General features: G+C 63.2%; 36 protein-coding genes and 1 pseudogene. 5 read left to right on the top strand and 32 right to left on the bottom strand.

Annotated elements, in window-relative coordinates; all coding sequences use genetic code 11:
- Positions 1-35 precede the first annotated feature (35 nt).
- The 27 genes from ACLNGM_RS20300 to ACLNGM_RS20170 all read right to left on the bottom strand — a co-directional run bounded on the left by ACLNGM_RS20300 (position 36) and on the right by ACLNGM_RS20170 (position 19,102).
- Positions 36-2,384 carry a calcium-binding protein gene (locus tag ACLNGM_RS20300; protein WP_416356349.1) on the bottom strand — a complete coding sequence of 783 codons (2,349 nt, stop codon included), beginning with the start codon at positions 2,382-2,384 and terminating at the stop codon, positions 36-38.
- Between the two features lie 595 nt (positions 2,385-2,979).
- Positions 2,980-3,246, bottom strand: coding sequence for a DUF6074 family protein (locus ACLNGM_RS20295; RefSeq protein WP_416356348.1), 267 nt, complete (start codon positions 3,244-3,246; stop codon positions 2,980-2,982).
- Positions 3,247-3,343: 97 nt separating this feature from the next.
- Positions 3,344-3,736, bottom strand: coding sequence for a phosphatase PAP2 family protein (locus ACLNGM_RS20290; RefSeq protein ID WP_416356347.1), 393 nt, complete (start codon positions 3,734-3,736; stop codon positions 3,344-3,346).
- Positions 3,737-4,249: 513 nt separating this feature from the next.
- Positions 4,250-4,465 carry a hypothetical protein gene (locus ACLNGM_RS20285; RefSeq protein ID WP_416356346.1) on the bottom strand — a complete coding sequence of 72 codons (216 nt, stop codon included), beginning with the start codon at positions 4,463-4,465 and terminating at the stop codon, positions 4,250-4,252.
- A 224-nt stretch (positions 4,466-4,689) separates the two neighbouring features.
- Entirely contained in the window at positions 4,690-4,854 is a 165-nt protein-coding gene (locus ACLNGM_RS20280; RefSeq protein ID WP_416356345.1) for a hypothetical protein, read from the bottom strand.
- Positions 4,855-4,860: 6 nt separating this feature from the next.
- Positions 4,861-5,091 carry a hypothetical protein gene (locus ACLNGM_RS20275; RefSeq protein WP_416356344.1) on the bottom strand — a complete coding sequence of 77 codons (231 nt, stop codon included), beginning with the start codon at positions 5,089-5,091 and terminating at the stop codon, positions 4,861-4,863.
- Positions 5,088-5,291: a hypothetical protein gene (locus ACLNGM_RS20270; RefSeq protein ID WP_416356343.1), complete on the bottom strand. Its 204-nt coding sequence runs from the start codon at positions 5,289-5,291 to the stop codon at positions 5,088-5,090. Before ACLNGM_RS20270 ends, ACLNGM_RS20275 begins: the two co-directional genes overlap by 4 nt.
- Positions 5,278-5,592: a hypothetical protein gene (locus ACLNGM_RS20265; RefSeq protein WP_416356342.1), complete on the bottom strand. Its 315-nt coding sequence runs from the start codon at positions 5,590-5,592 to the stop codon at positions 5,278-5,280. Before ACLNGM_RS20265 ends, ACLNGM_RS20270 begins: the two co-directional genes overlap by 14 nt.
- 400 nt (positions 5,593-5,992) lie before the next feature.
- Positions 5,993-8,077 carry a hypothetical protein gene (locus ACLNGM_RS20260; RefSeq protein ID WP_416356341.1) on the bottom strand — a complete coding sequence of 695 codons (2,085 nt, stop codon included), beginning with the start codon at positions 8,075-8,077 and terminating at the stop codon, positions 5,993-5,995.
- 577 nt (positions 8,078-8,654) lie between these two features.
- Entirely contained in the window at positions 8,655-9,746 is a 1,092-nt protein-coding gene (locus tag ACLNGM_RS20255) for an acyltransferase family protein (protein WP_416356340.1), read from the bottom strand.
- A gap of 70 nt (positions 9,747-9,816) precedes the next feature.
- Positions 9,817-10,146: a hypothetical protein gene (locus ACLNGM_RS20250; RefSeq protein WP_416356339.1), complete on the bottom strand. Its 330-nt coding sequence runs from the start codon at positions 10,144-10,146 to the stop codon at positions 9,817-9,819.
- Positions 10,147-10,155: 9 nt separating this feature from the next.
- Positions 10,156-11,706, bottom strand: coding sequence for a hypothetical protein (locus ACLNGM_RS20245; protein WP_416356338.1), 1,551 nt, complete (start codon positions 11,704-11,706; stop codon positions 10,156-10,158).
- 418 nt (positions 11,707-12,124) lie between these two features.
- Complete coding sequence (locus ACLNGM_RS20240; protein ID WP_416356337.1) at positions 12,125-12,406, bottom strand: hypothetical protein; 282 nt, start codon at positions 12,404-12,406, stop codon at positions 12,125-12,127.
- Positions 12,403-13,272 (bottom strand): hypothetical protein, encoded by an 870-nt coding sequence (locus ACLNGM_RS20235; RefSeq protein ID WP_416356336.1) that lies wholly within the window; start codon positions 13,270-13,272, stop codon positions 12,403-12,405. Before ACLNGM_RS20235 ends, ACLNGM_RS20240 begins: the two co-directional genes overlap by 4 nt.
- A gap of 14 nt (positions 13,273-13,286) precedes the next feature.
- Positions 13,287-14,720, bottom strand: a complete 1,434-nt coding sequence (locus ACLNGM_RS20230; protein WP_416356335.1) for a replicative DNA helicase — start codon at positions 14,718-14,720, stop codon at positions 13,287-13,289.
- Positions 14,717-14,929: a hypothetical protein gene (locus tag ACLNGM_RS20225; protein ID WP_416356334.1), complete on the bottom strand. Its 213-nt coding sequence runs from the start codon at positions 14,927-14,929 to the stop codon at positions 14,717-14,719. Before ACLNGM_RS20225 ends, ACLNGM_RS20230 begins: the two co-directional genes overlap by 4 nt.
- Positions 14,926-15,222, bottom strand: a complete 297-nt coding sequence (locus tag ACLNGM_RS20220) for a hypothetical protein (RefSeq protein WP_416356333.1) — start codon at positions 15,220-15,222, stop codon at positions 14,926-14,928. Before ACLNGM_RS20220 ends, ACLNGM_RS20225 begins: the two co-directional genes overlap by 4 nt.
- On the bottom strand, positions 15,219-15,419 hold the full coding sequence (locus ACLNGM_RS20215; protein ID WP_416356332.1) for a hypothetical protein: 201 nt from the start codon (positions 15,417-15,419) through the stop codon (positions 15,219-15,221). Before ACLNGM_RS20215 ends, ACLNGM_RS20220 begins: the two co-directional genes overlap by 4 nt.
- 5 nt (positions 15,420-15,424) lie before the next feature.
- Positions 15,425-15,643 carry a DNA-binding protein gene (locus ACLNGM_RS20210; protein ID WP_416356331.1) on the bottom strand — a complete coding sequence of 73 codons (219 nt, stop codon included), beginning with the start codon at positions 15,641-15,643 and terminating at the stop codon, positions 15,425-15,427.
- A gap of 84 nt (positions 15,644-15,727) precedes the next feature.
- Positions 15,728-16,231: a hypothetical protein gene (locus tag ACLNGM_RS20205; protein ID WP_416356330.1), complete on the bottom strand. Its 504-nt coding sequence runs from the start codon at positions 16,229-16,231 to the stop codon at positions 15,728-15,730.
- Positions 16,232-16,473: 242 nt separating this feature from the next.
- A complete protein-coding gene (locus ACLNGM_RS20200; protein ID WP_416356329.1) occupies positions 16,474-16,830 on the bottom strand; it encodes a hypothetical protein in 357 nt (118 codons plus the stop codon).
- On the bottom strand, positions 16,827-17,102 hold the full coding sequence (locus tag ACLNGM_RS20195) for a hypothetical protein (protein WP_416356328.1): 276 nt from the start codon (positions 17,100-17,102) through the stop codon (positions 16,827-16,829). The genes ACLNGM_RS20200 and ACLNGM_RS20195 overlap by 4 nt, the downstream gene beginning before the upstream one ends.
- Positions 17,099-17,476 (bottom strand): hypothetical protein, encoded by a 378-nt coding sequence (locus ACLNGM_RS20190; RefSeq protein ID WP_416356327.1) that lies wholly within the window; start codon positions 17,474-17,476, stop codon positions 17,099-17,101. Before ACLNGM_RS20190 ends, ACLNGM_RS20195 begins: the two co-directional genes overlap by 4 nt.
- Positions 17,476-17,703, bottom strand: coding sequence for a hypothetical protein (locus ACLNGM_RS20185; RefSeq protein ID WP_416356326.1), 228 nt, complete (start codon positions 17,701-17,703; stop codon positions 17,476-17,478). The genes ACLNGM_RS20190 and ACLNGM_RS20185 overlap by 1 nt, the downstream gene beginning before the upstream one ends.
- Before the next feature lie 2 nt (positions 17,704-17,705).
- Entirely contained in the window at positions 17,706-18,443 is a 738-nt protein-coding gene (locus ACLNGM_RS20180) for a hypothetical protein (protein ID WP_416356325.1), read from the bottom strand.
- Complete coding sequence (locus tag ACLNGM_RS20175; RefSeq protein ID WP_416356324.1) at positions 18,440-18,718, bottom strand: hypothetical protein; 279 nt, start codon at positions 18,716-18,718, stop codon at positions 18,440-18,442. The genes ACLNGM_RS20180 and ACLNGM_RS20175 overlap by 4 nt, the downstream gene beginning before the upstream one ends.
- A 72-nt stretch (positions 18,719-18,790) precedes the next feature.
- Positions 18,791-19,102 (bottom strand): hypothetical protein, encoded by a 312-nt coding sequence (locus ACLNGM_RS20170; protein ID WP_416356323.1) that lies wholly within the window; start codon positions 19,100-19,102, stop codon positions 18,791-18,793.
- 113 nt (positions 19,103-19,215) lie between these two features.
- Here ACLNGM_RS20170 and ACLNGM_RS20165 point away from each other — a divergent pair, with 113 nt between their 5' ends.
- Positions 19,216-19,464, top strand: a complete 249-nt coding sequence (locus tag ACLNGM_RS20165; protein WP_416356322.1) for a helix-turn-helix domain-containing protein — start codon at positions 19,216-19,218, stop codon at positions 19,462-19,464.
- Here ACLNGM_RS20165 and ACLNGM_RS20160 read toward each other — a convergent pair.
- Positions 19,461-19,730, bottom strand: coding sequence for a hypothetical protein (locus tag ACLNGM_RS20160; RefSeq protein WP_416356321.1), 270 nt, complete (start codon positions 19,728-19,730; stop codon positions 19,461-19,463). The two genes, ACLNGM_RS20165 and ACLNGM_RS20160, sit on opposite strands and share 4 nt — an antisense overlap.
- A gap of 114 nt (positions 19,731-19,844) precedes the next feature.
- Here ACLNGM_RS20160 and ACLNGM_RS20155 point away from each other — a divergent pair, with 114 nt between their 5' ends.
- Positions 19,845-20,624: a TIGR02391 family protein gene (locus ACLNGM_RS20155; RefSeq protein WP_416356320.1), complete on the top strand. Its 780-nt coding sequence runs from the start codon at positions 19,845-19,847 to the stop codon at positions 20,622-20,624.
- A 57-nt stretch (positions 20,625-20,681) separates the two neighbouring features.
- On the opposite strand, the gene ACLNGM_RS20150 is transcribed toward ACLNGM_RS20155, so the two are convergent.
- The 4 genes from ACLNGM_RS20150 to ACLNGM_RS20135 all read right to left on the bottom strand — a co-directional run bounded on the left by ACLNGM_RS20150 (position 20,682) and on the right by ACLNGM_RS20135 (position 23,095).
- Positions 20,682-21,020 (bottom strand): hypothetical protein, encoded by a 339-nt coding sequence (locus ACLNGM_RS20150; protein WP_416356319.1) that lies wholly within the window; start codon positions 21,018-21,020, stop codon positions 20,682-20,684.
- A gap of 39 nt (positions 21,021-21,059) precedes the next feature.
- Positions 21,060-21,398, bottom strand: coding sequence for a helix-turn-helix domain-containing protein (locus ACLNGM_RS20145; protein WP_416356318.1), 339 nt, complete (start codon positions 21,396-21,398; stop codon positions 21,060-21,062).
- Positions 21,395-21,718 carry a type II toxin-antitoxin system RelE/ParE family toxin gene (locus ACLNGM_RS20140; protein ID WP_416356317.1) on the bottom strand — a complete coding sequence of 108 codons (324 nt, stop codon included), beginning with the start codon at positions 21,716-21,718 and terminating at the stop codon, positions 21,395-21,397. Before ACLNGM_RS20140 ends, ACLNGM_RS20145 begins: the two co-directional genes overlap by 4 nt.
- A gap of 147 nt (positions 21,719-21,865) precedes the next feature.
- Positions 21,866-23,095: a tyrosine-type recombinase/integrase gene (locus ACLNGM_RS20135; protein WP_416356316.1), complete on the bottom strand. Its 1,230-nt coding sequence runs from the start codon at positions 23,093-23,095 to the stop codon at positions 21,866-21,868.
- A gap of 248 nt (positions 23,096-23,343) precedes the next feature.
- Here ACLNGM_RS20135 and ACLNGM_RS20130 point away from each other — a divergent pair, with 248 nt between their 5' ends.
- From ACLNGM_RS20130 to ACLNGM_RS20120, 3 genes and pseudogenes are all read left to right on the top strand, one after another.
- Complete coding sequence (locus ACLNGM_RS20130; RefSeq protein WP_416356315.1) at positions 23,344-23,715, top strand: DUF6538 domain-containing protein; 372 nt, start codon at positions 23,344-23,346, stop codon at positions 23,713-23,715.
- On the top strand, positions 23,663-24,730 hold the full coding sequence (locus ACLNGM_RS20125; protein ID WP_416356314.1) for a site-specific integrase: 1,068 nt from the start codon (positions 23,663-23,665) through the stop codon (positions 24,728-24,730). Before ACLNGM_RS20130 ends, ACLNGM_RS20125 begins: the two co-directional genes overlap by 53 nt.
- A gap of 423 nt (positions 24,731-25,153) precedes the next feature.
- Positions 25,154-25,225, top strand: a pseudogene (locus tag ACLNGM_RS20120) (integrase core domain-containing protein); the annotation flags it as partial.
- Positions 25,226-25,244: the final 19 nt, after the last annotated feature.

The following is a 25,244-nucleotide window of genomic DNA, read 5'->3' as shown; positions in this document are numbered from 1 at the left end:
CAGGCGGGCTATTCAGATTAAGCTGTCACACCGTTTCAGACGAGGAAGACAGTTCCCAAATCCGCAGGCGCGACCCCCTGCAGAACAATCGTGCCACCACCTTCTAGGACCAGCGTGGCGCTTCCGTCTGATGCTGAAGCGATAGTGAACGCCTGACCCTGCAAGTTGAGACGATCTCCTCCGGCCTGATCGAAATCAGTGATGACGTCGGCGCCTTGACCGCGACCGAAGACGAAGGTGTCACTACCCTCTCCACCGCTCAGAGTGTCGTCTCCGAAATCACCGAATACGAAGTCATTGCCCCGATCACCAAAGACAATGTCGTTGCCCTGACCACCGTAAACGGTGTCATCGCCTTGGCCGCCATTGACCGTATCGTCGCCTTGGTTCCCGTTGACGACATCGTTGCCTTGATTGCCGTTGACGAGATCGTTGCCAGCGTTGCCGGCGATGACATCATTGCCTTCGCCACCAGCGACGCTGTCGCCTCCATCGGAATGGTCGGAAACGACGCCCTGACCGCCGAACAGCGTGTCGTTGCCCGCTCCGCCTTCGACCTGGTCGCTGCCGAGGTCGCCAAAGGCCGTATCATCACCGAGGTCGCCCAGGACACTGTCGTTGCCCATGCCGCCGCGGACCAGATCGTTGCCCATGCCGCCACGGACGAGGTCGTCGCCCTGATTGCCGTTCACATTGTCATCTCCCATGCCGCCGAGGAGAGTGTCGCCGCCGAGACCCCCTTCGATCGTGTCAGGGCCCGTTGTGCCGGTCAGGACGTCCGGGCCCGTTGTGGGGACCGTCGAAGGCGGAGGTGTCACCGGACCAGTCGGGTTGCTGGCCAGCAGCGAGGCCGTGGTGAAGGATCCCGTGGCGAAGGTAAATCCTTCGACGTCTCGAATGAGATCGACACCATCGGGGCTGCCGCTGCGCAGATCGATGATCTGGATATCACCGTTGGAGAGCTGATCAGCTCGGTAGTCCGACCGGTTTCCGGAGAACACGACCTGATCGGTATCCGCGCCACCGAAAATCGTGTCGTTACCACCGGACCCTGTCAGAAGATCAGCCCCGCCGCCACCGACGAGGAAGTCATTGCCAGACCCAGCCGTGATCGTGTCGTTGCCGAGGCCAGCATTGTAGTAGAAGGCCTGAGCTTCGCGGAATGGGGGGAAGAACGACAGGCTGTCAGCTCCGGACGTACCCAAAACCACGCCCTTGAACTGATCGCCTCGTGCAGCGCCGGAAGGCAGGTCACGGACGTCGAACGTATAACCTTGTGTGCCTTCGAGGAAGGTGATGCCTTCGTCGTCGAAGCGGCTGACATCACCGACAAGGTTTCCGTTGGCATCCTCGCTCTGCAGCCGTACGGCCAAGCCACCGTCTTCATTGGTAGCGTTGTTGCCATCAAGCGCATTGCCGTTGCCGACGTCCGCGCTCGTGAAGGTTACGCGGATCTGCGTGGGATTGGACCCCGTGAAGTTGACGGTGTCGTTGCCATCCCCGAGGTTGACGAGGTCGAGGCCTTCACTGGCAGGATCCAGGGAAAGGCTGTCGTCGCCCGCCCCACCGTCGATCGTATCGTTGCCGGTTCCACCACTCAGGTTGTCGTTGCCGTCGCCCGAGCTGATGAGGTCATCGCCGGCACCGCCGAAAATCTGGTCGTCGCCAGCACCCGTCGTGAGGATGTCATTACCGCCTTGACCATCCAGCGTTGCGCGGACGTCACCAGTATCAACCGCATCGATCTCGTTGGTGAGGGTAAGGCTCACAAACTCGAAGCCCGTAATGCTGGTGCCGTCCGATGCGGTTCCGGTGCCATTGGCGTCCAGGGTGAGATTGACACCCGCCGGGTTCAGGTTCTGTCCATCGAAGTTGAAATTGATCTGGAGGAAATCGTTGCCGGCTCCGCCATCGAGGATGTCGAGGCGTCCGCCCGTGACATTGTCATCGCCATCCCCGGCATCGACCGTGTCGGACACAGGCGCGATACTGGCGCCGAAAAGGCTCTCTGGCCTATCCACGCTGTCGATGACGTCGTTGCCGTCCCCAGAGGAGATGGCATCGCTGCCTGAGCTGCCGGACAGCGTGTCGTTGCCGGCCCCGGTGCGGATATCGAGGCTTTCAATGCCAGTATAGGAAACGCTTGGGGAGCCGTCGGTTGAAGCGATGCTGGGGTTCGTTCCGAAACCTCCACCGAGGCTCCGAAAATCATCGTCAAATGCCGAATAGTCGACGATCAGCCTGTCGGTATCATCACCGCCGTCAACGGTATCGACACCGCCGGACACAGTGATCGTATCGTTGCCTGCCATCGCATCGATGAGATCATCACCAGCCGTATCCGGCAGCAGATCGTCCTGCGCAGTTCCGTCGATGTTCGCCATATCGTGGTCCTCCCAGTGACATGGCCGAAGCGGTCGTTAGCGAACGCGCGGCCCATGTCGGCGCGGGCACCTTCTGTCCACGCGCACCCACGGCGAACTTACGCGCTGCAAGTAATCTGTAAGGGGTCTTTTAAACGAATGGACGTTGAAATTGATTTGATCAGACTGCGAACGATTTTTTGCATCCAAGAACCCAGCGTCACCGTAACTGGTTTTCTGTAGGCTCTGCCGGCGTAGCTAAAAAGTTATGCATATTATACCTTGAGATTACGATCCGCCGTATGGTCCTTGATGTGGCGTTGCCGATACGGGTCGTTCCGAGGGTCGCAAACACGAAAAAGCCGCTGGGGATTTCACCCAACGGCTCCGCGTCTCTCTCGAGCTGTGCGTCCTCTGTCTCTCGCCTCGCCAGTACATCCGTGGTCGGACGAAATTCGGAGGGGTCTGCGCTTCAACCGCTTACGGGGATGCGCTGCACGAGGGTAAGATGGATGCCAAATGCGGCCCATTCAAGACCTCACTCGCGGATCATATTGCCTGAACAGCCTCAAGCGACGTGGTGTCAGCTGCGACAGCAGTGTCGGCGTGGCGCCATCTAAGCCGCACCACCTTCCGGCTGTTCGTGCTCCACCGTCACGCGACGGAATATCTCGTCCACTACGGCCTGCTCGAATGTCTGAACCTCACGCGCGATGTCCGCTTGGGAAACACCGGCCGTTGCTAGATCCGCAGCCAAAGGCAGCAGCACCCGACGATTGAACGCAGCATCCGCGCGCTTGGTTAGGCGGTCCATGATGTCGGCGGCCCGAGCAACCCGGCCAGCGTGGCGATCGGTGGGGAAAGCCTCCACGTTCGTGGTCATGCTTCAGGCTCCAGCGCTCATATGGGTTCTGTCAGAATGTAAGACTTGAAGCCGAGGCATTCGAGCCGACTGTCACGAGCCGTACGGTTCTCCTTCCTTAGCCTTCCATCTCTCGGCAGCCGTGGTCGCCTGAACCGCCCAGCAGTTTGCTCACTGTCAGCACAGCGCTGGAAGCGACCAATCCGATTGCCAAGCCTGCTATTAAGTCGCCGGGGTAATGCTTACCGCGCGGCACTTGGATCGCTGACACCGCTACTGCGAGAGCGCACGCGGGCAGCGCGGCACCAGGATGGCGCATCGCTGCAATCCCAGCGACCGCCACAGAGCTTGCCGTATGCCCGGATGGAAAAGACTGGTCGTCCCCATCCTGGCTTTCTCCTAGACCCATCTCGTACCGCCCCTCCTCCATAGCGACACGCGGCCGGGTGCGATTGATCCGTCGCTTGATGGCGCCCTTGGTGAGCGTTGCCAGACCGTGGGCCGCCAGCATCAGAAGACCGGTCGTAGCAAGTCGCCGGTTGCCTCGGACGACCCCGATGAGCGCTGTAAATCCGCAGACGGCCGCTAGCTGCGGCTGGTCGGCGACCTCGCTAACCCATCCGAGGACGCGGACGGTCGGATGGTGCCGATGCCTTGCAGCGTGCTCGGCGACCTGACGGTCCAGCGTTTCGATATCAGTGGAGCCTACATCTGAAGGGGACATCAGGACTTCTCTAGTCGGAAGCCCGGCCTTGGGCTGTTCTCGTCAATGAAGATCATGCCTGCGCTTATAGGAGCGTGGACAACCGGCGCCTAGGCGTCTGAGAAAATGCCAAGCAGGCGGTCAGGTCGCTGAACTGATCCCGCCCCTCAGACGCCGCCAAAGAAGCCCACGAAAAACAGGACCAGCAGCACGGCTATGCCGATGCCGATCACCACGTACAGGGCGCCCATGATCCCTGTGGCCGACTTTTTCGATTGCATCGTTACAGGTCCTGTTTCGGGTTGAGTTTCGGATGGTGTGTCATTGCTGAGCTGGTGCTGCAGGCACTTGGTTCGGTGTGATCGCCTGCACGCGCTCGTTACCGTCACGAATGCGCTCGGCCTCAAGCGCCGTTGGATTACGGTTTGCATCGCTGATGAAGATGAAACCCAGCACGACCAAGAAGCCAACGCTGGCGCCTAACAGCGCATAGCGAACGGTCCTAGTGGCCGCCTTCCTTTTCCGCATTCGCGTCATGTCGGCGGCTCCTCTTTAGGGGCCAAGCTATCAGCGCGGCATCTGTTCCATTCGATGGCGCAGATGGCTCAATGTGCAAAACCGCATCGAGCGTCACTAGCTCTTCTGCAGGGGATCTTATTCGTCGCGGACGAAGCCTTGATACCAGGGCAGGCGGTCGCACTGTCCCGTGCGCCAAAGGTACCAGACCAACGCCTCGTGGTCCGGACATACGTCCATGCCGCTCATGCGTCAGCCGGTTTGAACGCGCTGATCCATTCTCCCTCGCTCATCTCGCGATCTGAACCAGCGGTTCCGGCAGGGGAGTTGCTGACATCGTAGCGAACGAGCCGGTTCAGGCTCGCTGCGCGTTCGAGTTTTCCCAAGCGGATCGAGAGTAGCGTCGCCATTCTACGTCATCCTCTTTTCGTTTTTTCCTCGGCAGCGTCGATGCGTTCCCGTCTCCGCTTCCAGTCCGGTGCAGCTGGATCATTTGGGTTCGCTTCGACGAAGGCATCCAGCGAGGCCATGAGCTCTTCGATCGCAGCGTCCAGTTCCTCATCGGTCATAGCCTCGATCGGATCAGGCGCGTTTGCCCGGAAGGCCTGCTCAAGCTTCAGGAGGCGTTTCACTAGCGCCGCGGTCATACAGCACATCCTACCACAATGGCCGCCAACTCATCATCGGTCAGGTCCGTGCGAATGCCGCCGGTCACCGGGTTACGAACGTTCAAGATCCGGTACAGATCGCCATCCGTCAGGGTCGCAACCGACACCTGTTTGCCGCTCCGGTCACGTCGCGCTTCGATGGCGCGCAGCCGGCGCATCAGTGAGCTACTGCCGACCATTCATCGCCTCCAACGCCTCCAGCCGATCGAGAATGTCGGTCGTCTCGATTGCCTTACGCTGCATCTCGATCAACGCGGCAATGCCCTGCGCTTCGCCTGGCGCGAGATCCCCCGTGGCGACGGCCTGAATAAGCTTGCCCAGCGCGGCTGAGACGCCCTCCGCGGTATCGGTGGATGGAAGCTCGATCTTCACAAGCCGCTGGGCTGGCGCGGGCTTGGGATGGACGAACGGCGCCGCCTTCTCTGCGGCCCATGCTTTGGACTTCTCGTCAGAAGCCGGATCATGGAGCACGCCCAGCATGTATTCCACCGGCGATACGCCATTCGGAAGCGATGCCGCGATGGTCTCGACCGATCGAACGCCAACGCTGCCCTTCTTCCGTCCCGCCCCAGGTCGGGGTCCGCCGTGCTGCGACACTTGATTTCCTCTTGATTGTTTTCAACTCGCGATAAGCGTCGGCGGCTATGTCGCGGAAAGGCAATCTGTTGGCCCCTGCACGAAGCGGATCATGACCAAGCGTCTCCTTCGATTGCCGATCGTCATGCGGTCGGGCAAGATGAGAGGATGAGCCAATCGAACCTGAAGCCCACCGATCAGTTTCTGATTGCCGTCTTAACGGCGGTCGTGCTCGGCGCTCTGGGATGGCTTCTGCGTTGGGTCCATGGGCAGTACGGATCCGCTACGTTTGTCGCCATCTGCGTCATCGCTTTCGTTCTGATAGTTCTTGCAGCCTACCGCCTTGAGGCGCGAGCGCAGCAAGACCGCGGCTCGACTGAACACCAATCCGATTGGCCTGACCCTCGATCCTAGGGATTTGCCGGGCTGCGTTCGCTAGGGCGCTGAGACGCGCGCTCTGCGCATCGCCCAGAGGCATCGTCAGGAGATCCGACAGGGCCGACCACGTGCGGTCCTCACGCGCGAGACGATCGGCAGGGCTGACACCGAACACGCCCTGCATGAACGTCTGCGCCGAGCGCACGGGGCTCAACCCGACCGCGTTGTCGATGACGCCGGGAGCGTTTGACTGCTGCACGGCGCGCTCTGCCGCCTGACGACCGTAGGTGCGCGAGTTGGTCGCGACCGACCCGCGGAGATCGAACGACTGAGCCGCGCGGTCGAGCGCGCTCAGCATCCGCTCGGCCTCATCGGCGCCAACGATCATGCGGAGCTTCTCGCGCGCCGCGTCGCTCGACAGTTCCTTGATTGCGAGGATGCCCTGGCGCGCGTCCACGTTCTCATCCGTCACGGTGCGCTTCACGTTGGCGAGCACCTCGCCGATCTGCTGGCGCACGCCCGCGCGGACATTGCGAAGCTCGGCGTCGGAAAGCCCTGAGACGAACGCCTCGGCCTCATCGCGAGCCGTCGACGGGCGAAGAAGGGTCGCCCCGAACTCCCGCGCCTGACGCGCGGCGATCGGCTCGGCAGCCGTATCGAGGGCAACGCCGTATTCCGGCACCAGCGAGCGCGTCGTCGTGCGGATCGACCGCGAGAGGTTGCCATAGGCGCGGCCCTCTGCCGTGTTGCCGCCCAGCGCGCCAGCGCCGTCGCCAGCCCGCGAGACGTCGTTCAGCGCCCGCGTGATGTAGTCGATCTGGCGGACGTCCGGCATGCGCGTGAACGTCATCGTGCCATCGTCGGCGATGTTGGCGAGGATCTGTTGGCTCTCGACGCCCTCGATCCGCATCAGGTTGTTGGCCTTCTGCACGACCGACGCTGGGACGCGGCGAAGAAGGGTCTCGAGCCCGCGAGCCTGCGGTGCCGAATAATCGATCGGCGTCGCATAGGCGGCATCGTAGGTCGCCGCGCGCGCCGGCTGCGAGGCGTCTCGAATATCGCGAATGGCGCTGAAGTTGCCCTGGGACGGGCCGAGCCCGGCGTCGAGCGCCTCGTTGACGTCCTTCGCGGCCCCCGCGGCGCGCTGGTTGATCCGCTCGGCCGCATCCCCGGTGCCGGGGCCAGCCCGCGCGATGGCGGTGTCGAGGATCGAGCGCGTCGCCGGGCCTGCGTCCGCGAGCATGGCTCGAGGTCCAGCCGCCGTAATCGCATCGTTGATGCCTTCTTGAGCCCCGTCCGCCGCCAAGCCGCGCGAGACCACATCGACGGCTTCTCGGGTTGTCCCCACCGCACGCGCAGCCGCGCCGTTCGCGCGCGCGGTCCGGACGGTCGAAACCCCGTTCCTCAAGGCGTTTCCGACGAGGGGGCCAGCTGCTCCTAAGAAGAGGCCTGCGCCACCACCAAAAGCCGCTGCCTCAACGCCTCCTCGAACTGAACCGTCGATGCCTCCTAGTGCGCCGCCACTAACCCCGCCTGCAACTGCCCGAACCGGAACTGATGCCGAACCCATGCCGAATGCCGCCGGTGCTGCCGCGACAAGCGGCGCCGTGCCTGCGATACCGCCCGCGATCTGCGCGCCGGTGTCGACCCAGGGGTTTGCCTGCTTCTCCGCAGCGCTCAAGGCGCGGGCTTCAGCGAGCGCCTCGTCATAGGTCTTGTCGGTGATTGCCGCCGTGATGCCGGCACCCGCCCGCTCCGCACCGTCGCGCAGATACGGCCCGATGATCGGCACGCCTTCGATGAAGCCGCCGGCCGCCGTCCGCAGCCCGCCAAGCGCGCCATCGGGGTTGTAGCCCGAACGGGTCGCCGCGGCAGGCTGGTCGAGGACAAAGCCTTCCGGCAGCGCGGTCGCCGGCGCGCGCACCGTCTGCGTCGCGACAGGCGTCGGATCGAGGACGAAGCCAGCTGGGAGACTTGCGCGTGCTGAGTTTTGCTCCGTGATCGCCCCCATATCAAGCAGCCTCTGACCGGGACGCGGGCATTGCAACGTCACCGTTCCGGAAGACGCCCGGAAACGAGCGACCCATCCGGGCGAGCTTCTCGGCCGCGGCCATGATCGCGAATTCGTTCGGCGTGATACCGGCGCGGTTGGCTGCGTCGAAGAGTTCGTCGCGGAACCTGCGATCAACGTTCGCGCCATTCAGCAAAAGACGGGCAGAAGCCATGTGATTGAACCTCCAAGGATGCCCCATGAGAGCATACGGCGAGGCCGGATCGGATTAGGCACGTCTGGTCACGTCTGGTCGCCATCACTGTGGGATGGAGGAGCCGGCATAGGGGAGATCGGGCATCGCGAGTTCCCGGCATGAAAAAGCCCGGCGCGGTGGCCGGGCTGGGTGGATGACTTGGGAATGGGCGCCGTGGGGGCGCCGACGTCCTACGGTGTCGAGAACACCTTGATCTCACGACCGATCATCGGAGGAGGTGGTCCATTCTTGTAGATTGGGAAGCCGTGCCAGACACCGAACGCGAGAAGGGCGATCACGACCAGAAGACCCAAATATTGCAGTGTGGCGCGCACGCTCGGGCTAAACCGCTATGGCGACGCGGCGGCGCTTCGACCGCCCGACGATGATCCGTTGCATAGGCACTTCGATGCCGCGCCAAAGAACGAATGCTCCAGCAAAACTCAGGATGGCAATGGCGCTTCCCGCCTTCCCAAACCCCATGCTTTCCACCCACCCATTCCGCTGCGCCCACATCATCACGAGTAGGTGGACCATGTAGAAGGAGAAACTCGCTTCACCAAGCCGGATCATAACCGGATGGGCCAAGGATCGAGAGATTGCCCCCTTCTGATGAGCGAACACGAAGATCAGGGCGACGAACCAAACGAAGCCGCCGGACTGGCTGTACCAGAGCGCGAATTGCTGACCCGCCGGCGGTACGACGGCTCGGAGCGGCAGCACCGTGACAGCATAGAGGACGACCAGGGCGATAGCGCAAATCTCTGCGAGCGTCATGATCTGCGGCGACAGGCGAAGTCGGAACCCAGACAGCCAAGCACGGCCAAGCATGACGCCCGCTGCGAACTCCGCAAACCGAATGACGGGATGCTGCTGGATGAGGGCTTGGGGAGAGAATGCCCACGCATCAGTCAAGACCTGTCGGACGGCGAGGTTTGGCAGGCAAACGGCTGCCATTGTTGCTGCAAGAATGACCGCGAACGCCACGACCGGCCGCTTGGCTACGAGCACGAGCGGAAACGCCGCATAGAACGCCATCTCCGCGGAGATGCTCCATGTGACCGCGTTGAGGGAAAACACGTATCCAGCTTGCGGGACCCAAGCATGCAGCATGAACAAGTTGGTCAGGACGTATGGATACCAATTTACATCGAAGACCATGCCGGGGCTGAACATCCACAGCGCCAGCCCTGCCGTCACCAGATGCACCGGCCAGATCCGAGCGAGCCGGTTCACGAAGAACGACCGCATCTTCACGTCGCCTCGTCCGCCGTAGGCGTACGTCAAGACGAAACCTGACAGGACGAAGAAGAATGAAACGCCCAAAGCCAGCGGCTCGTATGGGGCACCAAACCCGATCCCCTGAAAGTGGAAGAGGGCGATCGACAAAGCGGCGAAGAACCGGAGCGACGTGAGCGATGCAAGATGTGGCATGACGACCCGATAGGTGCTCGTATGCCTCCCTTCATATCTCGTTCCACACGCAACAAGTGTGGCTGGAAAATCACGCTTCCAACATCTTCCAAGCGCGCCCCACGACGATCGGCAGCGTCCAGTGCTCGGCGATCCTCTCGCGCAGATAGACGGCATCCTCCGGCGTGATATCGAGCGGGCCTTGGGCCTCAAAGATGCGCAGCGACAGGCTGAGAGCGCGGAGAGCCTCCTGGCCGGATGCAGGCTGGGCCTGACCATCAACGACCTTCGGCGCCATCACTGCCGCCATAGCGACGCCTCCGAGAGTTGCTGGCGTTTTGACCGTGCCGTCCTCGTTGATCTCGAGCGCCAAGGGCGTGCCGTTGACGTGATGCAGGGGGGCGGAGAAATCGATGCGCATATTTCAGCCTCAAGCCGTGGTGGTTGCGAGGAAGACGGGGGCCTGCCCGTTCGCCAGGCAGAAGCGTGGGCGGCCGCTCTGCCCGACTGAAAACGTCCCCGCGACAAGCTCCGAACTCTGGGAGCCGGCGGTCCCAGGCGTCAGGCGAAGGAGCGTCGCTGACACTTTGCCGCCGGCGATGATGTTGCCTTGGGCCTGAATGTTGGTGCTGGAGTTGATCGCCGAGCCAGCCAGCCCGCCCCGCGCTGAGAGATTGCCGTTTTGGTCGAGATTGAGCAGCGCAGCGGACTTGTTGGCGTTCAGCCATGCCAGCGAGAAATCCGATTGCACGGCCATGTGGACGGCGAGGTCGATCATCTGGCCGTTGTTCAGCCGCCGCCCCATCGACACGGTGCCCCCGCGATCGACATTGAAGATCCCGACCGTATCCGTCCGGCACTGAATGTAGTTGTCGAACGATCCGCCCGAGCCTTCCGCGCCATAGATGAGCAGCCCCGCCGAGTGGGAGCCAAGCGCGGCGCTCGTGAACAGGCCGATGGACGAGGTGGTCGTCGTGTCGGTGCAGCCGAGCTGGTAGACGAGGCGCCGCGTGGACGCGCCGTTCACGTTCGAGAGGACCGTCGTCGCGCCCTCGATGCCGCCAACGAAACCGACCTGTTCATAGACCGCAGCGTCGATCAGAATGCCGCAAGCATCGCCGCGGTTCGGGTCGTTGATGCCTTGCGAGTTGTCGCGCGGGCTGTCCTGACGAACGACGATGTAGACGCCATCGATCTCGCCGCCTTTGGCCTGCCCGGTTCCGAACCCCTCTTTGAACATCGACACCGATGCGCCAAGCCCGGCGCCGCGGGGGCCATTCTTGTTGGTGCCCTCGGCCACGTGGCGGACGTGGAAGGCCGAGATGTTCCCGCCTTCATAGTTCGCGTTGAACGGGCTCGCCGTCTGCACGAGCTTCTGAGCGTGCATGTCGGCCGACTGATTGGCGCGCGCGAACAGCTTCGCATCCGTGAGGGTGTCGGTCTTGCCGAACACCGCCGGGTCCTTCTCGATGGCGGGCAGATGATCGCGGGAGAGGGTGCCCGTCAGGTTTTCGGCGGCCAGGAAGAATTCGCCGGACTGCCCATCGAGCAAGTCGGCATCAAGCCCGGAGCCGCCACCGTCCACGGTCTTGAGCTTGTCGAGGATCTGGATCGCGCTGTCCGAACCACCGCCTGACCCGCCGCCGCCACTGGCTACGGCGTCCTGGATGACAGCGTTCGTCTCGTCTTTCGTGTAAACGTCAGTGATGCCGGTCCCAGCAAGCTTCGTCACCTTGTCCTGCTTGGCTGCGACACCATCAGATACGGCCTTCAGCGCCTTGGGGGTCGTCGCCCAGCCGTCCGCAGCCCCAAGGGCAGCAAGGCTGTCCGTCAATCGGACGATACCAGCTTGGCCGCTCACGCCGATTGGCAGTCGACCCGCCGGGACAGTGCCGGCGTTGAGGTTGCCGGCATTCTGAAAGAAGGCGCTCGACTGTCCGTCGAGGAGGTCGGCATCGAGACCCGAACCGGCGCCGTCCACTGTCCGCAGCTTCGCAAGGATCTGCGCAGGCGTATCGCTCTCGCCTGGTCCACCGCCTGGGCTGGGAATGACGAACAGGTCTCGCCAAGCCGTATCGTCCGCGCCTTCACGCTTCCACTGGATATAGCTGCCGTTGGAGCGAAGCTCGATGCCCGGTCCGGTCGGCCCCCTCAACTCGGCAAGCCCGATTAGGTTCTCCCAGGCGTCGGGGCCGATCGACTTCTGAACGAACTCCCCGTCCGGACTGATGCGGAGATCCGCGTTGATGCCGTTGGTTGGGAGCAGGGCAGGGAGAACACGAAGGCGCACGAGAGGGGCATTGAGGCTCACTGGAAGCTCCGGGGCGAAGAGATGACCATGCTTTCGACAGAGCATGGTCGGCGCCGCCCGTGGATTGGGCATGTCTGGTCACGTCTGGTCACTCGGGAAGGCCAAGGTAGTCGAGATAACGCCTCACCTCCGGACTTGACCGACGGCCGGCCCTTAGAAGCTCGATCGCTACGACATCGCCGTGCAACGCCATTTCCAGCCCGGGCCGCGAGATCTCCCAAGGTGCGGCCGGTGTTGTCTGTCGATACAACCCGTGCTCCCGGCAAAGGCGCCGGATAGTGCTCTCGCTCTTGCCGCTGTAATCGACCGCAAACTTCACGCCGCACGTCTCATCGTGACGCATGAGCACCGCAAGAGGACGGCCCATCATGCGGCCTCCCGCTGTGCTGCCCATCCTTGGCCATCCTCGGGCTGGAGGAGGTGCCTCGGAACGCGACACCCTTGGTCGCCAGGCATGGGACCCCATTCGATCCTGGCCCACTGACGCTCACGGCGAGCATAAGAGAGGCGCTTGGTCCACTGCTCGTCGCCGACCAGAGTGTGGATCGTTGCGCCGGTATCGTCGTCGTCGTTGAACCGCTCCTGACCAAGCCATTTGAGAGCCTGAGGCACGTAGGGCGTCGGCTTCGGATGCTTGGCCGCGAGGCGGATGGCCGCGGCGGTGATCTGTTCGGGATCGGCGCCAGCCTTCACCAGCTTCTCGAACTTCTCCTTCGCGGGCTTCTTCGGATTTGAGCCATCGCGCTTCGGATAGAGGCTCCAGAAAACCTCGAACGGGTCCGGCGCAGCCGGCTCGATCGGTGCGGATGCACCAAGAGTATTCTTCTGGCTTCTGGCTTCTGGAATATGGGCTTTATCCCCCCTCTCAACCGGAGGCTTAACCGGGGGGTTAACCCCTGCCTTAACCGCAGGGTTGCCGCCGCGCTTGCCGTTGGCCTTATCCCTCTCGGCCTTCTCAACGTCTCGAACCATGCGGCGGCTAACGATGACGCCCTCCACCTCATCAAACACGCCGGCCTCTCGCAGCTCGTTGAGCAAGCGCCTAATTTCCTTCTCGGAAGTGCCGCACAGGACCGCCAGCAGCGACGGCGCCGGAGCCTTCCCGTTGACCAGCAAATGGCCGACTGGATCGGCTTTCTGCATGATGCATAGAAGCTCGATCCAAAGGCCGCGCGCGGCTATGGAACAGGACCGCAGCAGCACGTCAGACTGCCAGTCGGCGGGGAAGAATTTCATCCAGGGTTGGCGGCTCAAAACGCCCTCCGATCGCCGTTTCTGACGGCCGAAAATGCCATGTCGCAGAACAGGTCCACTGTCGTGACGGGGCCGTTGCGCTGCTTGGCGATGATGAATTCGAGCTGATGCTGGCACGCCGCCAGCTTCTCGACGCGCTCGGTCTCTCGGTCGCCGGTCGCCCGTTCCCGGTCGAGGTAGTAGGCCTCGCGGTGCAGGAACACGACGACATCGGCGTCCTGCTCGATGTTGCCGCTGTCGCGAAGGTCGGAGAGCTGAGGGCGCTTGTCGTCGCGCTGAGTGAGCTGGCGGGAGAGCTGCGACAGAAGCACGATGGCGAGACCGTATTCCTTGGCGTAGCCCTTCAGCGCCCGTGTGATCTCGCCGACCTCGTTGTTCCGGTTGCCGCGGTAATGGGCGGACGGCTGGACGAACCCCAGGTGATCCACCATCAGGCATTCGAGACGCGGCCAGCCGGCGCGCTCGAACAGCTCCATCATGGTCTCGATCTTCACGCGGATGTCGAAGGTCGTGCCCGACGCCTCGTCGATCGCGATAGGCAACTGCTCGAGGCGGCGCCCCATCTCTTCGACCGCGACGAACTCGCCGTCGTTGAGCTGGCCGCGGATGATGCTGGCATAGGGTACTTGGACGTGCCCGTTGAACGACAGGTCCGACAGAGCGCGGGCCGTCAGCTTCTCCGCGTCCATCTCCATGGACAGGATGCCGATGCCGTGTCCGGCGCGGGCGGTGGCGAGCGCAGACGAGATCATGAGCGAGGTCTTGCCCATGGAGGGGCGAGCGCCCACCAGGATCAGATCCTTGCGCTGCATACCGCCGGTGAGCCGGTTCACGTCCGTCAGGCCCCATGACAGGCCAGTGAGGCCGTGCCCCTGCTCCTTGGCCACCCGCGCCGACGCAATGGCCGCTTCCGCCGCCTGGCCGATGGAGAAGCGCGAGCGACGAACGCCCGAGCCACGCACGTCGGCTAGAACGCCCTCCACGGCGGAGCCGATTTGCCGGCCGAGGATGGACGGGTCGGCGGCGGGATCGCGCGCAGCGACGGCCGCCTGCTCCAGCTCGCCCGCCAGCCGTAGCCGCGCCCACTGCTCGACGACGGCCTTCGCTGCCTTTTCGATCAGCGAACCGCCATGAACCGTGTCCGCCGCCATCCGAGAGAGATAGCCAAGCACGTTCATGTCGGTGCGCAGCTTGAGCGCCATGTGGACGCGCTCGGGGATCAGCTTGGCGACGAGCGGCACGCCGTGCGAGCCGGAACGCTCGTGGGCATCACAAATGGCGCCGAAGATGTCCTGGTGGATCGGCTCGACGAAGTGCTCGGCGCGCACGATCGGGCGCACGCGGGCGAGCCCTTGGCCGAGAAGGAGAGCCCCAAGAAGGGACTGCTCCAGTTCGGGGATGAAGCCCTGGCCGTTCGGATCGACGCTCATGCGCGCCTCCCGAGAGCGGGCACGCCGGCCGCCTTCAAGCCCGCCTGTTCGGCAGGCGTCAGAAAGGCCTCGACGAACCGGCGATAGGCGCGGAGTGCGGCGAGCGCATCGGCGGGCCGGTGCGTCCGCTGGAAGCGGGTCGAGGCTTCGGCGTAGAGGGCGAAGGCGGCGCTCGCGATGGCGTCGGAGTGATCGGGCGCCGCGTTCATGCCGCGCTCCGCTCGTCGTCGTCGCGCAGGATCTCCACCTCGGAGCGCAGGACGTAGCGTCCGTGTTCGCCTGAGAACGTCCCACCATGCCGCTCGTCGATCGTCTCGACGACAAGCCCTTTTCCGCGCAGCTTGTGGATGTAATCCGACCAGCGGGGCGCTGGCCGGTCGATCGGCGTGCAGCCCTTGACGCCAGCCGCCACCAACTGTTCGAGGCACCATGCGGTGCGCCCGACCAGCGTCATGGGAATGCCGTCAGGAAGTACGCGAGCGCGGATCTGATAGCGGCTCATGCCGAGCCTCCATTGCTGAAGGCATGCTCGGCGATGGTGCGCGCCAGGGCGTCGCTCACGACAAAGCGTCGCGCGATCCGGGCTGCCTGGTTGAAAATGAGGTCGTTTGCGGCTACTTCAGAAGCGTTCCGCCACAGAACACATTCCGAAGCCCGCCCGCACTTGCCCGTGCGGCGGGTTTCTTCGTTGAGGGTCATGGCTCTTACGCGGCCTCGCGAAGATTGGCGACGGGAAGCGCGGCGAGCCACGCTTGCGCGTCAGGCGTCGTCACGACGGACTTGCGACCAATTTTGCGGATGACGATGCGACCGTCGTTCACTTCGCGGTAGAAGCGAGAGCGGCTGATACCGGCCCAGGCGCAGAATTCGTCTACGCTCAATGCGCCGCGATCCTGAGACGGACGAGAAAGGGTGTGGGACACTGCTGGTTTTCCTTGTGTGCTGGTGACACAAGGAAGCTATGGCATCAGCCTAAGCTGTTGAAGATGTTCGGAGTTGGCCGTTAATCATGCCGATTTATTTGCAAGTTTCCGCCCGCCTGCTCCCCGCTTGCGCGCTCGCGAGAGGTCACTTTGCATGATGGCAACCTCTTTTTTGAAGTTCGGATGATCGGGATGTGTCCGTAAGGCGATCAGTCCGCGAATGACATCCACATCTTTCGGGGCCGAAATCCCTGCCTTCGACATGATGGCACGCTGGGTCTCGATCTGCCGCAACAGCGCATCGGCTTTTTTCTCAGATGGTGTCCGCTGATCTCGCAGCAGAGCGGACAGCGTACCCTTTACCTTCGGCCGTCCACGAGGCCGTCCTATCTTAATTTCTGGATGATCCAACGCGGCTGCGAGCAGTGCCACAGACAGCCAGTCAGGGCCTTCGGTTGGCAGACCTCGTTTCCGGGCGAACTCGATAATCCTCAGCAATTGGGCCGCTTGTGACTGCCCTGGATTTCTTTTGCGGCGAAGATCCAGCAGGCTTCCGATACCCGTCGAAATGTCGTCGTTCGTCGTCATCGCGGCACCCGGCGATGCACCAAACTGGAGCGGGGAAACCGATGGTGCGTTCGGCTTGTCGGCTGGCCGGCCTATCCCCGCATGCCGAGTATAGGGCGGAAGAGGAACCCGAGGCGATACCCTGTTCCACAAACGTTCACGGACGGCGGGTGTGGTGTTGCGGCTGTGGCGAGCTGCTGGCCCCGAATTTTCGGAAGCCGTATCACGCGCGAAGGCGGCGATGAACAGAGCGTTTGCCATGCTCACGCCACCCCAGCGAGCGCACGATGCCGTTCATGCCGCTCCATGCGCCTATCGAATGCGATCCACGCAATGTCCTCGAGGTGCATGCGCTCACGTTCACCGAGTTCCGGGCGGGTCAGCAGCTCGGCGGCGACCGCCTGCCGGATCTCGCCTTCGAACAGATCGCGGATCGCGATGGGTACAGGCTGGACGAACAGAAGGGCGGCGACGTCGGCGGCGGTGCGGCCGATCGCGGCACACAGCAGGACGATGGCCGGCGGAGCTTCAGGTTCTGCCAGGGCCGCAGGAGAAACCGCTACCTCCCGCAGGATCAGGGCAAGGCTGGCGACGTGCGCCGGGTGAACGTGCATGTTCATGGGTGCCTCATGGTGCTGGGCAAATGGGTGTCCCGTCCGTCGTCCTCGCGGTCGTCCGCGCTGCCGATCGCCATGGTGGTCGACCAGCCGAGGGAGGGTTCGGCGTCGCCGCCGTCTTCGGTGTCGGTGTCGCCGTCCATGTCGTCGAGGACGGCGAGCAGGGTCTCTATCTGCCGCTCGATCTCGCGGCGCAGGGCTCGGCGGTCGGGGATGTGCGCCGGGTCGCGTCCCGGGCCGATCCCCATGCGCAGGATGAACAGCGAGCCCGTCACGATGGCACCCCGTCGCGCGCCAGCAGGAAGGCGGCCAGCTCGTCGTGTCGCTCCTGCGCGTCGAACGCGCTCATGATGGTGATGGACATGGCGCGCCAGTTCGGGGGCAACCCGTCCGCGGGAAAGATGGTCAGGATGCCGGCCGGCCCGCCGGGGCGCTGGTCGACGGCGAACCGGAACCCCAGCACCTCCAGCCCGACGACGTAGTCCTCGGCCGAGATCGGCACAGGCGGCGTGTAGCGGGCAAGCGACCGGGGGTTCACCAACGCCGCGAACTCGCCCTTCCTGACGATCGGAACGAGCCCGAACGGGTCCGCGCGGTGCCAGTCCAGCATCGGCCTATCGGCGGGGTGCGCGTCGAGGTAGTTCGCCATCACAAAGCCTCCCCGTCGTGCGCCGCCAGCGCGCGCGTGGCGTAGTCCCGGGCGGCGAGGAGAAGCGCGGCGAGCTGGTCGCCCTCGGCAACCGGGAGGCGGTAGGTCTCGGCGCCGTCCTCAGCCTTCTCGCGGGTCATGTTGCCGATCACCAGCCAGCTCGCGAGGTCGAGCAAGGCGGCGACGTTATGGAGGGGCATGTCGAGTTCGCGGTGGATCGCGGCCATGGTCAGGCCCTCCCTTCGAGGAACTGGCGCAAGGTGACGATCAGCGGCTCGGCGAGGTGCCAGTCCCCTTGGCCGATGCTCCGCTCCGCCAGTCGGGCCGCAGCGAGCGCCCCGGCCATCGTCGTCGGGGTCGGCGCGCTCGACAGCAGGCGATCCCGCAGCGGATCGATATGCGCCACGCTGAAGGCTTCGACTGCATCCGCGTCGTCGATGTCGGACGCGTTCAAGGTCTCGTTCGCGACGGTGTAGGCGGTGGCGATGTCCGCCATCGGGTCGGACAGCAGAGCCGGGCCGGCAGCCTGCGCCGACCGCGCCCCAAGGCTGACCACAAGGGCCGCCACCTCGTCGGGGAAGTCGAACACCCGCGCTTGCTCGGTGAGATAGTCGGCCTTCGCCCGCACGTCGGCCAACGAGAGCACCGGCTCCGACATGAGCCGCAGGCGCGCCGTTGTCTCGCGCTCGCCGTCGATTTGCGCCGCCTCGTCCGCGGCATCCATCGCGGCTATAGTCTGCGGCGTTTCCAGCTTCCCGGCGGCTTCCTCGCATGCCGAGAACAGGAGGCAGGATGTCGTGAAGTCGGCGAGCACCTTGCGGTGCTGGTCGATCGCGAACGCGAGGCCGGGACTGACCGGCTCGGCCGCCGGCGCCGGGGTGCAGCCGGGAACCCCGGCGACAATGCCAGCGCACAGGCCGAGGGACGCAACCGCGCCCGTCGTGGAGAGGATCTGACGGCGGTTCATCGTCCAGCCTCCACGAAGGCGTCGAATGCCGCCATGGCCGCGTCGGCTGCGATGCTCGCCTGTGAGGTAGCGAACAGCACAAGGTCGCGCTCCCATGCCGTGGTGCGGACGATGGCGCTGGGATCGCCGCAAGCGTTGTCCGCGCCGGTGGCGCGAGCGGTCACGTAATCGGCCAGCTTGGCCGACATGCGCGCGTTGGAGATGGCGTTCTCGAGGTCGCCAAGGTCGCGTCTGGGCATGCCTTCGGCGGCAGCCTGAACCGTGCGGTTCGACATGGGATAGGCTCCAAATTGTGAGGGGTCAGGTCAGGGGGTTTTTCGGAAAGATCCAAAGAACCTCGGGCAGTCTCAGGCGCAGCTGTACTCGGCGCGGATCTCGCGCTCCATGAGGCTGATGTTGTAGCGGGCGGACAGGTACTTCAGGCTGTCGATGCGGGCTTCCGTCGGGGACAGCGGACGGGCCGGCGTCTGGACGATGAAGGCGACCGGCTGGGCGCGGCGCGCGGCGGTCTCGCGATCGGCCTGGATGCGGATGCGCTCGGACTTCCACATGAAGGCGAGCACCTGGGCGAAGAGCTTGCGGCAGAACGCCTGGCGCGGGTTGGCGACGCGGCGGAAGTGGACCCAGACGGATTTCATGAAGGTGGAGCGGTTGATCACGTTGAACCTCTTGCTCGCGGCTCGTTTGTGATCCATTAAGTATAACGAACGATCCCTTTTGTAAACCCTTTTGGATCGTGTATCATACAAAAAGTTTAACGCATGGGGTTCCGATGATCGATGCAAGCCAGATGCGGGCAGCTCGAGGGTTGCTCGAATGGTCGCAGACCCAGTTGGCAGAGGCTTCGAACCTTTCGCTTCCGACGATCAAACGTATGGAGAAGCTGGGGCCGGGTCGCAGCTCCGCCGACAACGTGTCCGCCGTAAGGAAGGCGTTGGAGGCCGCGGGCGTGATCTTCCTCGACGATGGCGCCGAGGCGGCTGGTGGGCCGGGGGTCAGGCTGCGCCGGTCAGCGGACTAGTAGTCGGAGGCCTCTAGGTCGTCCCAATCGTAGGAATAGCGGACGGTGATCGTGACCGTCGCGCTCTGCCGGGAGGACGGTGTACGCCTTTCCTCAGGCGCAACCGCGAAATGCTCAACCGCGATCACTTCATAGAAGTTCGTGCTGGGCGATACGTTGGGGATCTGGATCGCCTCGCCGATGCGGGGCGGGTAGAGCAACAGCCAACAACCTCTGCCGGTCGTGCTCCCGTCGATCCGCTGCTCTAGGATATTCACTTCGATCATCTGGCACCTCCGACGACAGAAGATGAACATCAGCGCTCGCTCAGAGCTGGTCCGCGCCTTGAGCGCGCGGTGCGTCCTCTTTTGGTAAGCGAGGCCATTCCCTCAGGAGCCGCTATGCGAGAGATTTATTCCAAGTTCCCCGATCCTGCGGTGCTGCTTTCGATGGAGCCCGAAGAGCTGGCCGGGCACGTGTTGGCCGTGCTGAACCGCACGCAGCACGGAGAGTTCTTTTGGGCGAACCTATGCGCCGAGCCGAGCGTGATGAATGGAGATCCGGTCGGCTATCAAGGGAAAGAGCGTGGCGCTCGCCAAGCGCTCATAGAAGCCTTCTGTTATTTGCGGACGCAGTGCCTCCTTGTGGACAATCCCGGCATGAACCGCGATGCCGTTGTCATCAGCCGGCGCGGCCGGCAGATCGCGGCTGAGGACGGCTTCTCCGACTTCCGTGCGGCACAGCATTTCCCGAAAGCGCTTCTGCACCCGTCCATCCGCGAGACGGTCTGGCAGGCGTTCATTCGCGGCAGCTTCCCAACGGCAGTCTTCGAGGCCATGCGGGCAGTCGAAATCGCAGTGAGAGCCGCGATCGGCGCGCCGGATAAGGCTGTGGGCGTCACTCTGGTGCGCGAAGCCTTCCATAAGGACACCGGACTTCTCACGGACATGGACGTGGAGATTGCAGAGCGCGAGGCGTTGGCAAACCTCTTCGCGGGCGCAATCGGTTCGTACAAGAACCCTCATTCGCACCGGAACGTGCCATTGGACGATCCGGCAGAAGCAATCGAGATGGTTATGCTGGCAAGCCATCTCCTGCGGATCGTAGAAGCGAGAAGAATGCCGGCCCCCTATAGAAAAGCCCCGCCGGCCGAAGCAGACGGGGCGACATCCACGTTCTGATGACGGTAAGGCGTAAGGCTTACGGCCAACTTCGCTCACGAGTTCGATGCTACACTTTCAGCCGATATCGGTTAGGCCGTCAGGCTCTCGATGATCAGCCGTAAATCCAATTGCTCGACGTTGTGCCCGTTCGTCATTCTGCGGCACGGCAATCATGGATATCCGCACGGCGGAATGGTGAAGAATGGCCTCGATATGCCGCCCCTCGTCCGTCTCGCCCACGAGCAGGATGGTTTCCGGCCCGGCGACCCCTATGCGATAGAGGTTGAACGAGCGCGTGCCATCATCAGCAACGATAACGGCAACCTCACCATCCTTTTTGCAGCCCGCTATAAACCTCTTCGTTGACTTGGTGACGATACCGCGAAGCGTCTCCGCTTTCGTTTCGAAGTTCAAATCGGTAGCTCTCGGGATTGAGTGCATATTCTTCCAACCTCAGCGGCAGGCAACTTTGCGCGGGGGCACGGCCGCAATCTCGTTCTGGAGCGCGCGCAGAGCGTTCACCATCTCGACAGGGCGCGAGTTGATGAGCAAGAGATAGGCGCGCATCGCCTGGACCGGGCGCGAACGGCCCTGTTCCCACTGCTTGAGCTGATCGAAGCCAAAGCCGAACGTCGAGGCAAAGTCTTTTTGAGACAGCCCCGTTTTCCCACGGATCGCCTTCACGTCGATCTCTGCCGGCACATGAAGCTTGTAGGGCTCGGCCTCGCCGCGAGCAACGGCCAACGCCTCCTGCAAGCCCTCCGCGATCTGGTCGAATACCTTCTTGCTCATGCTCGTTCTCCACCTGCGGCAAGCGGCTGGACGCGCCGTGCATAGGCGTCCACAATCGCATCCGTCAGCGTCTTCAATCCGTTTCGTTCGACCTTCGTCAGGTTCACCTCCTGGCTCTTCCCGAAGACCGTAATGAGAAAGACCGGCAAGTCCTCCCCCGTGTAGAATGTGATCGTCCGAACGCCCCCGCTCTTACCTTTTCCGTTGCCACGGATCGCGAAGCGAACCTTCCGGCATCCACCTGTCCCCTCGATCACGTCCCCGTCCTCCGGGTTCTGCGCGATGTGATCGATGAAGTCCGCAATGTCGTCTTCCGACATTCCGGCCTGGATAGCATGCTTACGGAAGGACTGGAGTTCGGAGACCGTGTGTATGCCGCCTATAGGTGTGTAATCTACGCACCTTGTCAATCCATGAACGTCCCTGGTGTTCCAGGGTGTCTCACGAAACGCCGCGAGGAGGATGCATTAGGCGCGAAGCTTCACCGCGCCATTGGCCGTAGGCGTCAGATACGACGCCCACGCCTCCATCAGCTTCCTGCGCTTCTCCAGCGCGTCGCCGCGGCGATACGCCCGTTCCGTTGCATCCCCGACCGTGTGGGCGAGGGCTTGTTCCGCGACCTCGCGCGGGAAGCTGGTTTCCTCGCCAGCCCAATCGCGGAACGCGGACCGGAAGCCGTGGACTGTCACATCCACCTTGAGCCGCCGCATCAACATGATGACGGCATGGGATGAGAGGGGGCTATCCTTCTTCTGGCCGGGAAACACGAACTCGTTCAGGCGGGCGTGTTTCAAGTCGCGCAGGATCTCGACAGCGCGGGCGGGCAGGGGGACGCGGTGGTCACGGCCGGCCTTCATGCGTGCGGCCGGGATCGTCCACAGCGCCTTATCAAGGTCGATCTCGCTCCATGTGGCGCTCAAGGCCTCGCCAGATCGAGCGGCCGTCAGGATCGTGAACTCTAGGCATCGAGCAGCCATTGCCTCGGCGCCCTTCACTTGTTCCAGAAACGATGGCACCTGGTCGTATGGCATGGCCGCGTGATGACCACGCTGGAGCTTCTGGCGGGCCGGCAGGATGTTGGCGAGATGGCCGCGCCACATGGCCGGGTTCTCGCCTGTGCGCCAGCCCTTGGCCTTCGCGTAGTCGAGGACGCGCTCGATCCGACCGCGAAGCCGCGAGGCGGTCTCAGCCTTCGTTACCCAGATCGGCTTTAGGGCCGCCAGCACGTCGTCCGTGCCGATCGCGGTGACCTTCCGGTCGATCAGCTTCAGGCAGTACCCGTCGCGGACTAGGGCGCCGTCCTCGTCGCGTTTCCGGCTTAGGGTCATCACCCATTGCTCCCGGTGCTTGGCATTGCGCCAAGAGCCTCTCATGGATGAAATCAAGTCGTCCGCGCACTCCCCAAACGTCGGTTCGCTCGGTGCCTCGGCTTTCCTCTCGGCGATGGGATCGCGTCCCTCGGCTACGGCGTCACGGCATTCGCTGGCAAGCTTGCGCGCCTTCGCCAGACCGATCGTGGGATAAGCGCCAAGCCCCATCTCGCGACGCTTCCCGACCACCACCCACATGAACAGCCAGGACTTCGAACCAGAGGCTGAAACGTTCAGGTAAAGACCGCCACCGTCCGAGTGTCGGCCGGCTTTAAGGGCGTTCGATTTCGCAGCGGTATCCGTGAGCTTGTTCCCGCCTCGCGGCATGCCTTCCCCACTTCTTTCCCCACTTCAAAGTTGGGATAGCAGGACACTACCGGAACCGGGCGGATACGACCAGAGAGCCTAGGTCCCTGATTTGTGGGGATTTCAGATACACCCAGATACGTGGAAGGTCGTCAGTTCAGCGGACTCCCTCTCCGCCATTTGATGCCTTAAAGTAGCATAGTTGCTGGGATCCCTTCTCCAGTAGGACTTTCGCAATCGCCGTTGTGGTACACAAAGGTGGTACACGTATGGTCCTGCAGATGGCCCGGCCCTGGAAGCATCCCGATACGGGGGTCTATTACCTCCGCAAACGCGTCCCCTCGGACGTCATGCCGCTTGTGAAGCGCTCTATGGAAAAGCGTTCACTTGGCACCAAGGACCCTGTCGAAGCACGACGGTTGCACGCGGAGGCCCTAGCCCGTCTGGAGTCTAGATGGGCTAATCTACGTTCCGGTCTGATGCGCCCGACTCCCATACAGATGGCAGCGATGGCGGGCGATTTCTATCGATCCTTCATCACTGCCGGCGAGGAGGGAAGGATCGCGTTCTTCGGGCATATCCATTTGAATGGCTGGGCGAGCCGCTGGGTCAAAAAGCTACGACGACGACGCGGCTCGTGAGGACTTTCTTCGCTTCTTCAAGAAACAGATCGATGCGTATCTCGACGATAAAGGTCTGCGGATTCACCCGGACTACGTGCAACTCTTCGAGCACGGCATAGCGCGAGCCGTTGACGAAGGGATCGCGAAGGCTCTGCATATGCAGTTCGCGGGCGACTTCTCGCCCGATCCGGCGGCCCTTCGATATCCACCGCCGCAGGAAGTACGACCGATGGAACCGAAGGTCGTCCGACCGAACGCTGCGAAGATGGCGATCGTCGAGACGTTCGACGACTACGTCAAGGCGTCAAAACTTGCCACATCGACCCGGAAACGCTGGGGACTGTCCATGGGCAATCTCAAACGGCACCTGGCTCACGACGACCTGCGCATGATTTCGACTGCCGACGTGGCGGACTGGATCGCGGCGCTGCGAGCCAGCGGGCTGTCAAAACGGATGATCCGTGACGTTCATCTCGCTGCCCTGAAGGCTCTGATGTCATGGCTGGTCGGAGAGCGTCGCCTGAGCGAAAACCCGGCATCCGGCTTCCGCATCAAGGTCCCGAAGGCGACGAAGCTGCGCAACAAGGGGCTGACCGACGAGGAGGCGAAAGCCATCCTGGAAGCCACGCTAGAGCCCCCGTCCAACAAGCTCGGACCAAAGCATGCTGCCGCTCGTCGCTGGATACCGTGGCTGTGCGCCTACACCGGTGCGCGCGTCAACGAGCTGACGCAGCTACGCCGCGAGGACGTCATCGACGTGTCGGGCATTGCGTGCATCCGGATCACGCCCGAGGCCGGTTCCGTCAAGACGGGCCAGTATCGTGACGTGCCGATCCATCCGCATCTGATCGAACAGGGGTTCCTCACGTTCGCACGGCGTACGAAGACGGGCCCGATTTTCTACGATCCGAAGACCGAGGGCGAGGGATCGGCCGTGACCCCGCCCTACAAGAAGCTCGGCGAGAGACTGGCTCGCTGGGTTCGGGCTTCGACGAAGGTCGTCGACCCCCGTGTCGATCCGTTTCACGGCTGACGTCATCGGTTCAAGACCATAGGCCGAGGGGTCGGCGTGCCGACGGACGTGCTGGACGCCGTGCAGGGCCATGCACCGCGGACCGAGGGTGGGGCATACGGTGAGTTCGAGGTTGCAACGCTCATGAGAGGGATCGAGAGAATTCCTCGTCACTCCATCGCTGACAGGAGGAACGGCAACACGGATTCGCCAACCGTCGCGTGATAGCTGAAGCAAGCCCGTCTGCAGGCCTGACGTCAGATGGTCACCCGCGTCGATCGGAGAGTACCACGTCGAGCCAGGGCGGCGATTCTGAGGCAATCAGCGCCAGTGCGCGCCCGTCTTCACCAAATATCGCCGCGTGCGAACACCTTGCGTAGGCCATGCTCGCGCGGTCTCGCCTCCTGGTTCCTGTCCATGGCTGACGCCCGGTCCCGGATCTAGGCCTGGCGGGAGGACTACAACCACCACCGTCCGCACACGAGCTTGGGCAACTTAACCCCGGCCGAGTTCGCGGATCAACTCAGAAGAGCCC

It is taken from the genome of Aureimonas phyllosphaerae (genome assembly GCF_047943035.1).
Classification (GTDB): Bacteria; Pseudomonadota; Alphaproteobacteria; order Rhizobiales; family Rhizobiaceae; genus Aureimonas; species Aureimonas phyllosphaerae.
The sequence above is the reverse complement of the archived record's forward strand: the minus strand, read 5'-3'. Positions and strand labels throughout refer to the sequence as shown.

Excerpts from the sequence above, each read along its gene's own strand:
- ACLNGM_RS20300 (WP_416356349.1), bottom strand. The coding sequence starts at position 2,384 with ATGGCGAACATCGACGGAACTGCGCAGGACGATCTGCTGCCGGATACG.
- ACLNGM_RS20295 (WP_416356348.1), bottom strand. The coding sequence starts at position 3,246 with ATGACCACGAACGTGGAGGCTTTCCCCACCGATCGCCACGCTGGCCGG.
- ACLNGM_RS20290 (WP_416356347.1), bottom strand. The coding sequence starts at position 3,736 with ATGCTGGCGGCCCACGGTCTGGCAACGCTCACCAAGGGCGCCATCAAG.
- ACLNGM_RS20285 (WP_416356346.1), bottom strand. The coding sequence starts at position 4,465 with ATGACGCGAATGCGGAAAAGGAAGGCGGCCACTAGGACCGTTCGCTAT.
- ACLNGM_RS20280 (WP_416356345.1), bottom strand. The coding sequence starts at position 4,854 with ATGGCGACGCTACTCTCGATCCGCTTGGGAAAACTCGAACGCGCAGCG.
- ACLNGM_RS20275 (WP_416356344.1), bottom strand. The coding sequence starts at position 5,091 with ATGACCGCGGCGCTAGTGAAACGCCTCCTGAAGCTTGAGCAGGCCTTC.
- ACLNGM_RS20270 (WP_416356343.1), bottom strand. The coding sequence starts at position 5,291 with ATGGTCGGCAGTAGCTCACTGATGCGCCGGCTGCGCGCCATCGAAGCG.
- ACLNGM_RS20265 (WP_416356342.1), bottom strand. The coding sequence starts at position 5,592 with ATGCTGGGCGTGCTCCATGATCCGGCTTCTGACGAGAAGTCCAAAGCA.
- ACLNGM_RS20260 (WP_416356341.1), bottom strand. The coding sequence starts at position 8,077 with ATGGGGGCGATCACGGAGCAAAACTCAGCACGCGCAAGTCTCCCAGCT.
- ACLNGM_RS20255 (WP_416356340.1), bottom strand. The coding sequence starts at position 9,746 with ATGCCACATCTTGCATCGCTCACGTCGCTCCGGTTCTTCGCCGCTTTG.
- ACLNGM_RS20250 (WP_416356339.1), bottom strand. The coding sequence starts at position 10,146 with ATGCGCATCGATTTCTCCGCCCCCCTGCATCACGTCAACGGCACGCCC.
- ACLNGM_RS20240 (WP_416356337.1), bottom strand. The coding sequence starts at position 12,406 with ATGATGGGCCGTCCTCTTGCGGTGCTCATGCGTCACGATGAGACGTGC.
- ACLNGM_RS20235 (WP_416356336.1), bottom strand. The coding sequence starts at position 13,272 with ATGAAATTCTTCCCCGCCGACTGGCAGTCTGACGTGCTGCTGCGGTCC.
- ACLNGM_RS20230 (WP_416356335.1), bottom strand. The coding sequence starts at position 14,720 with ATGAGCGTCGATCCGAACGGCCAGGGCTTCATCCCCGAACTGGAGCAG.
- ACLNGM_RS20225 (WP_416356334.1), bottom strand. The coding sequence starts at position 14,929 with ATGAACGCGGCGCCCGATCACTCCGACGCCATCGCGAGCGCCGCCTTC.
- ACLNGM_RS20220 (WP_416356333.1), bottom strand. The coding sequence starts at position 15,222 with ATGAGCCGCTATCAGATCCGCGCTCGCGTACTTCCTGACGGCATTCCC.
- ACLNGM_RS20215 (WP_416356332.1), bottom strand. The coding sequence starts at position 15,419 with ATGACCCTCAACGAAGAAACCCGCCGCACGGGCAAGTGCGGGCGGGCT.
- ACLNGM_RS20205 (WP_416356330.1), bottom strand. The coding sequence starts at position 16,231 with ATGACGACGAACGACGACATTTCGACGGGTATCGGAAGCCTGCTGGAT.
- ACLNGM_RS20200 (WP_416356329.1), bottom strand. The coding sequence starts at position 16,830 with ATGAACATGCACGTTCACCCGGCGCACGTCGCCAGCCTTGCCCTGATC.
- ACLNGM_RS20190 (WP_416356327.1), bottom strand. The coding sequence starts at position 17,476 with ATGGCGAACTACCTCGACGCGCACCCCGCCGATAGGCCGATGCTGGAC.
- ACLNGM_RS20185 (WP_416356326.1), bottom strand. The coding sequence starts at position 17,703 with ATGGCCGCGATCCACCGCGAACTCGACATGCCCCTCCATAACGTCGCC.
- ACLNGM_RS20180 (WP_416356325.1), bottom strand. The coding sequence starts at position 18,443 with ATGAACCGCCGTCAGATCCTCTCCACGACGGGCGCGGTTGCGTCCCTC.
- ACLNGM_RS20175 (WP_416356324.1), bottom strand. The coding sequence starts at position 18,718 with ATGTCGAACCGCACGGTTCAGGCTGCCGCCGAAGGCATGCCCAGACGC.
- ACLNGM_RS20165 (WP_416356322.1), top strand. The coding sequence starts at position 19,216 with ATGATCGATGCAAGCCAGATGCGGGCAGCTCGAGGGTTGCTCGAATGG.
- ACLNGM_RS20160 (WP_416356321.1), bottom strand. The coding sequence starts at position 19,730 with ATGATCGAAGTGAATATCCTAGAGCAGCGGATCGACGGGAGCACGACC.
- ACLNGM_RS20155 (WP_416356320.1), top strand. The coding sequence starts at position 19,845 with ATGCGAGAGATTTATTCCAAGTTCCCCGATCCTGCGGTGCTGCTTTCG.
- ACLNGM_RS20145 (WP_416356318.1), bottom strand. The coding sequence starts at position 21,398 with ATGAGCAAGAAGGTATTCGACCAGATCGCGGAGGGCTTGCAGGAGGCG.
- ACLNGM_RS20140 (WP_416356317.1), bottom strand. The coding sequence starts at position 21,718 with ATGTCGGAAGACGACATTGCGGACTTCATCGATCACATCGCGCAGAAC.
- ACLNGM_RS20135 (WP_416356316.1), bottom strand. The coding sequence starts at position 23,095 with ATGCCGCGAGGCGGGAACAAGCTCACGGATACCGCTGCGAAATCGAAC.
- ACLNGM_RS20130 (WP_416356315.1), top strand. The coding sequence starts at position 23,344 with ATGGTCCTGCAGATGGCCCGGCCCTGGAAGCATCCCGATACGGGGGTC.
- ACLNGM_RS20125 (WP_416356314.1), top strand. The coding sequence starts at position 23,663 with ATGGCTGGGCGAGCCGCTGGGTCAAAAAGCTACGACGACGACGCGGCT.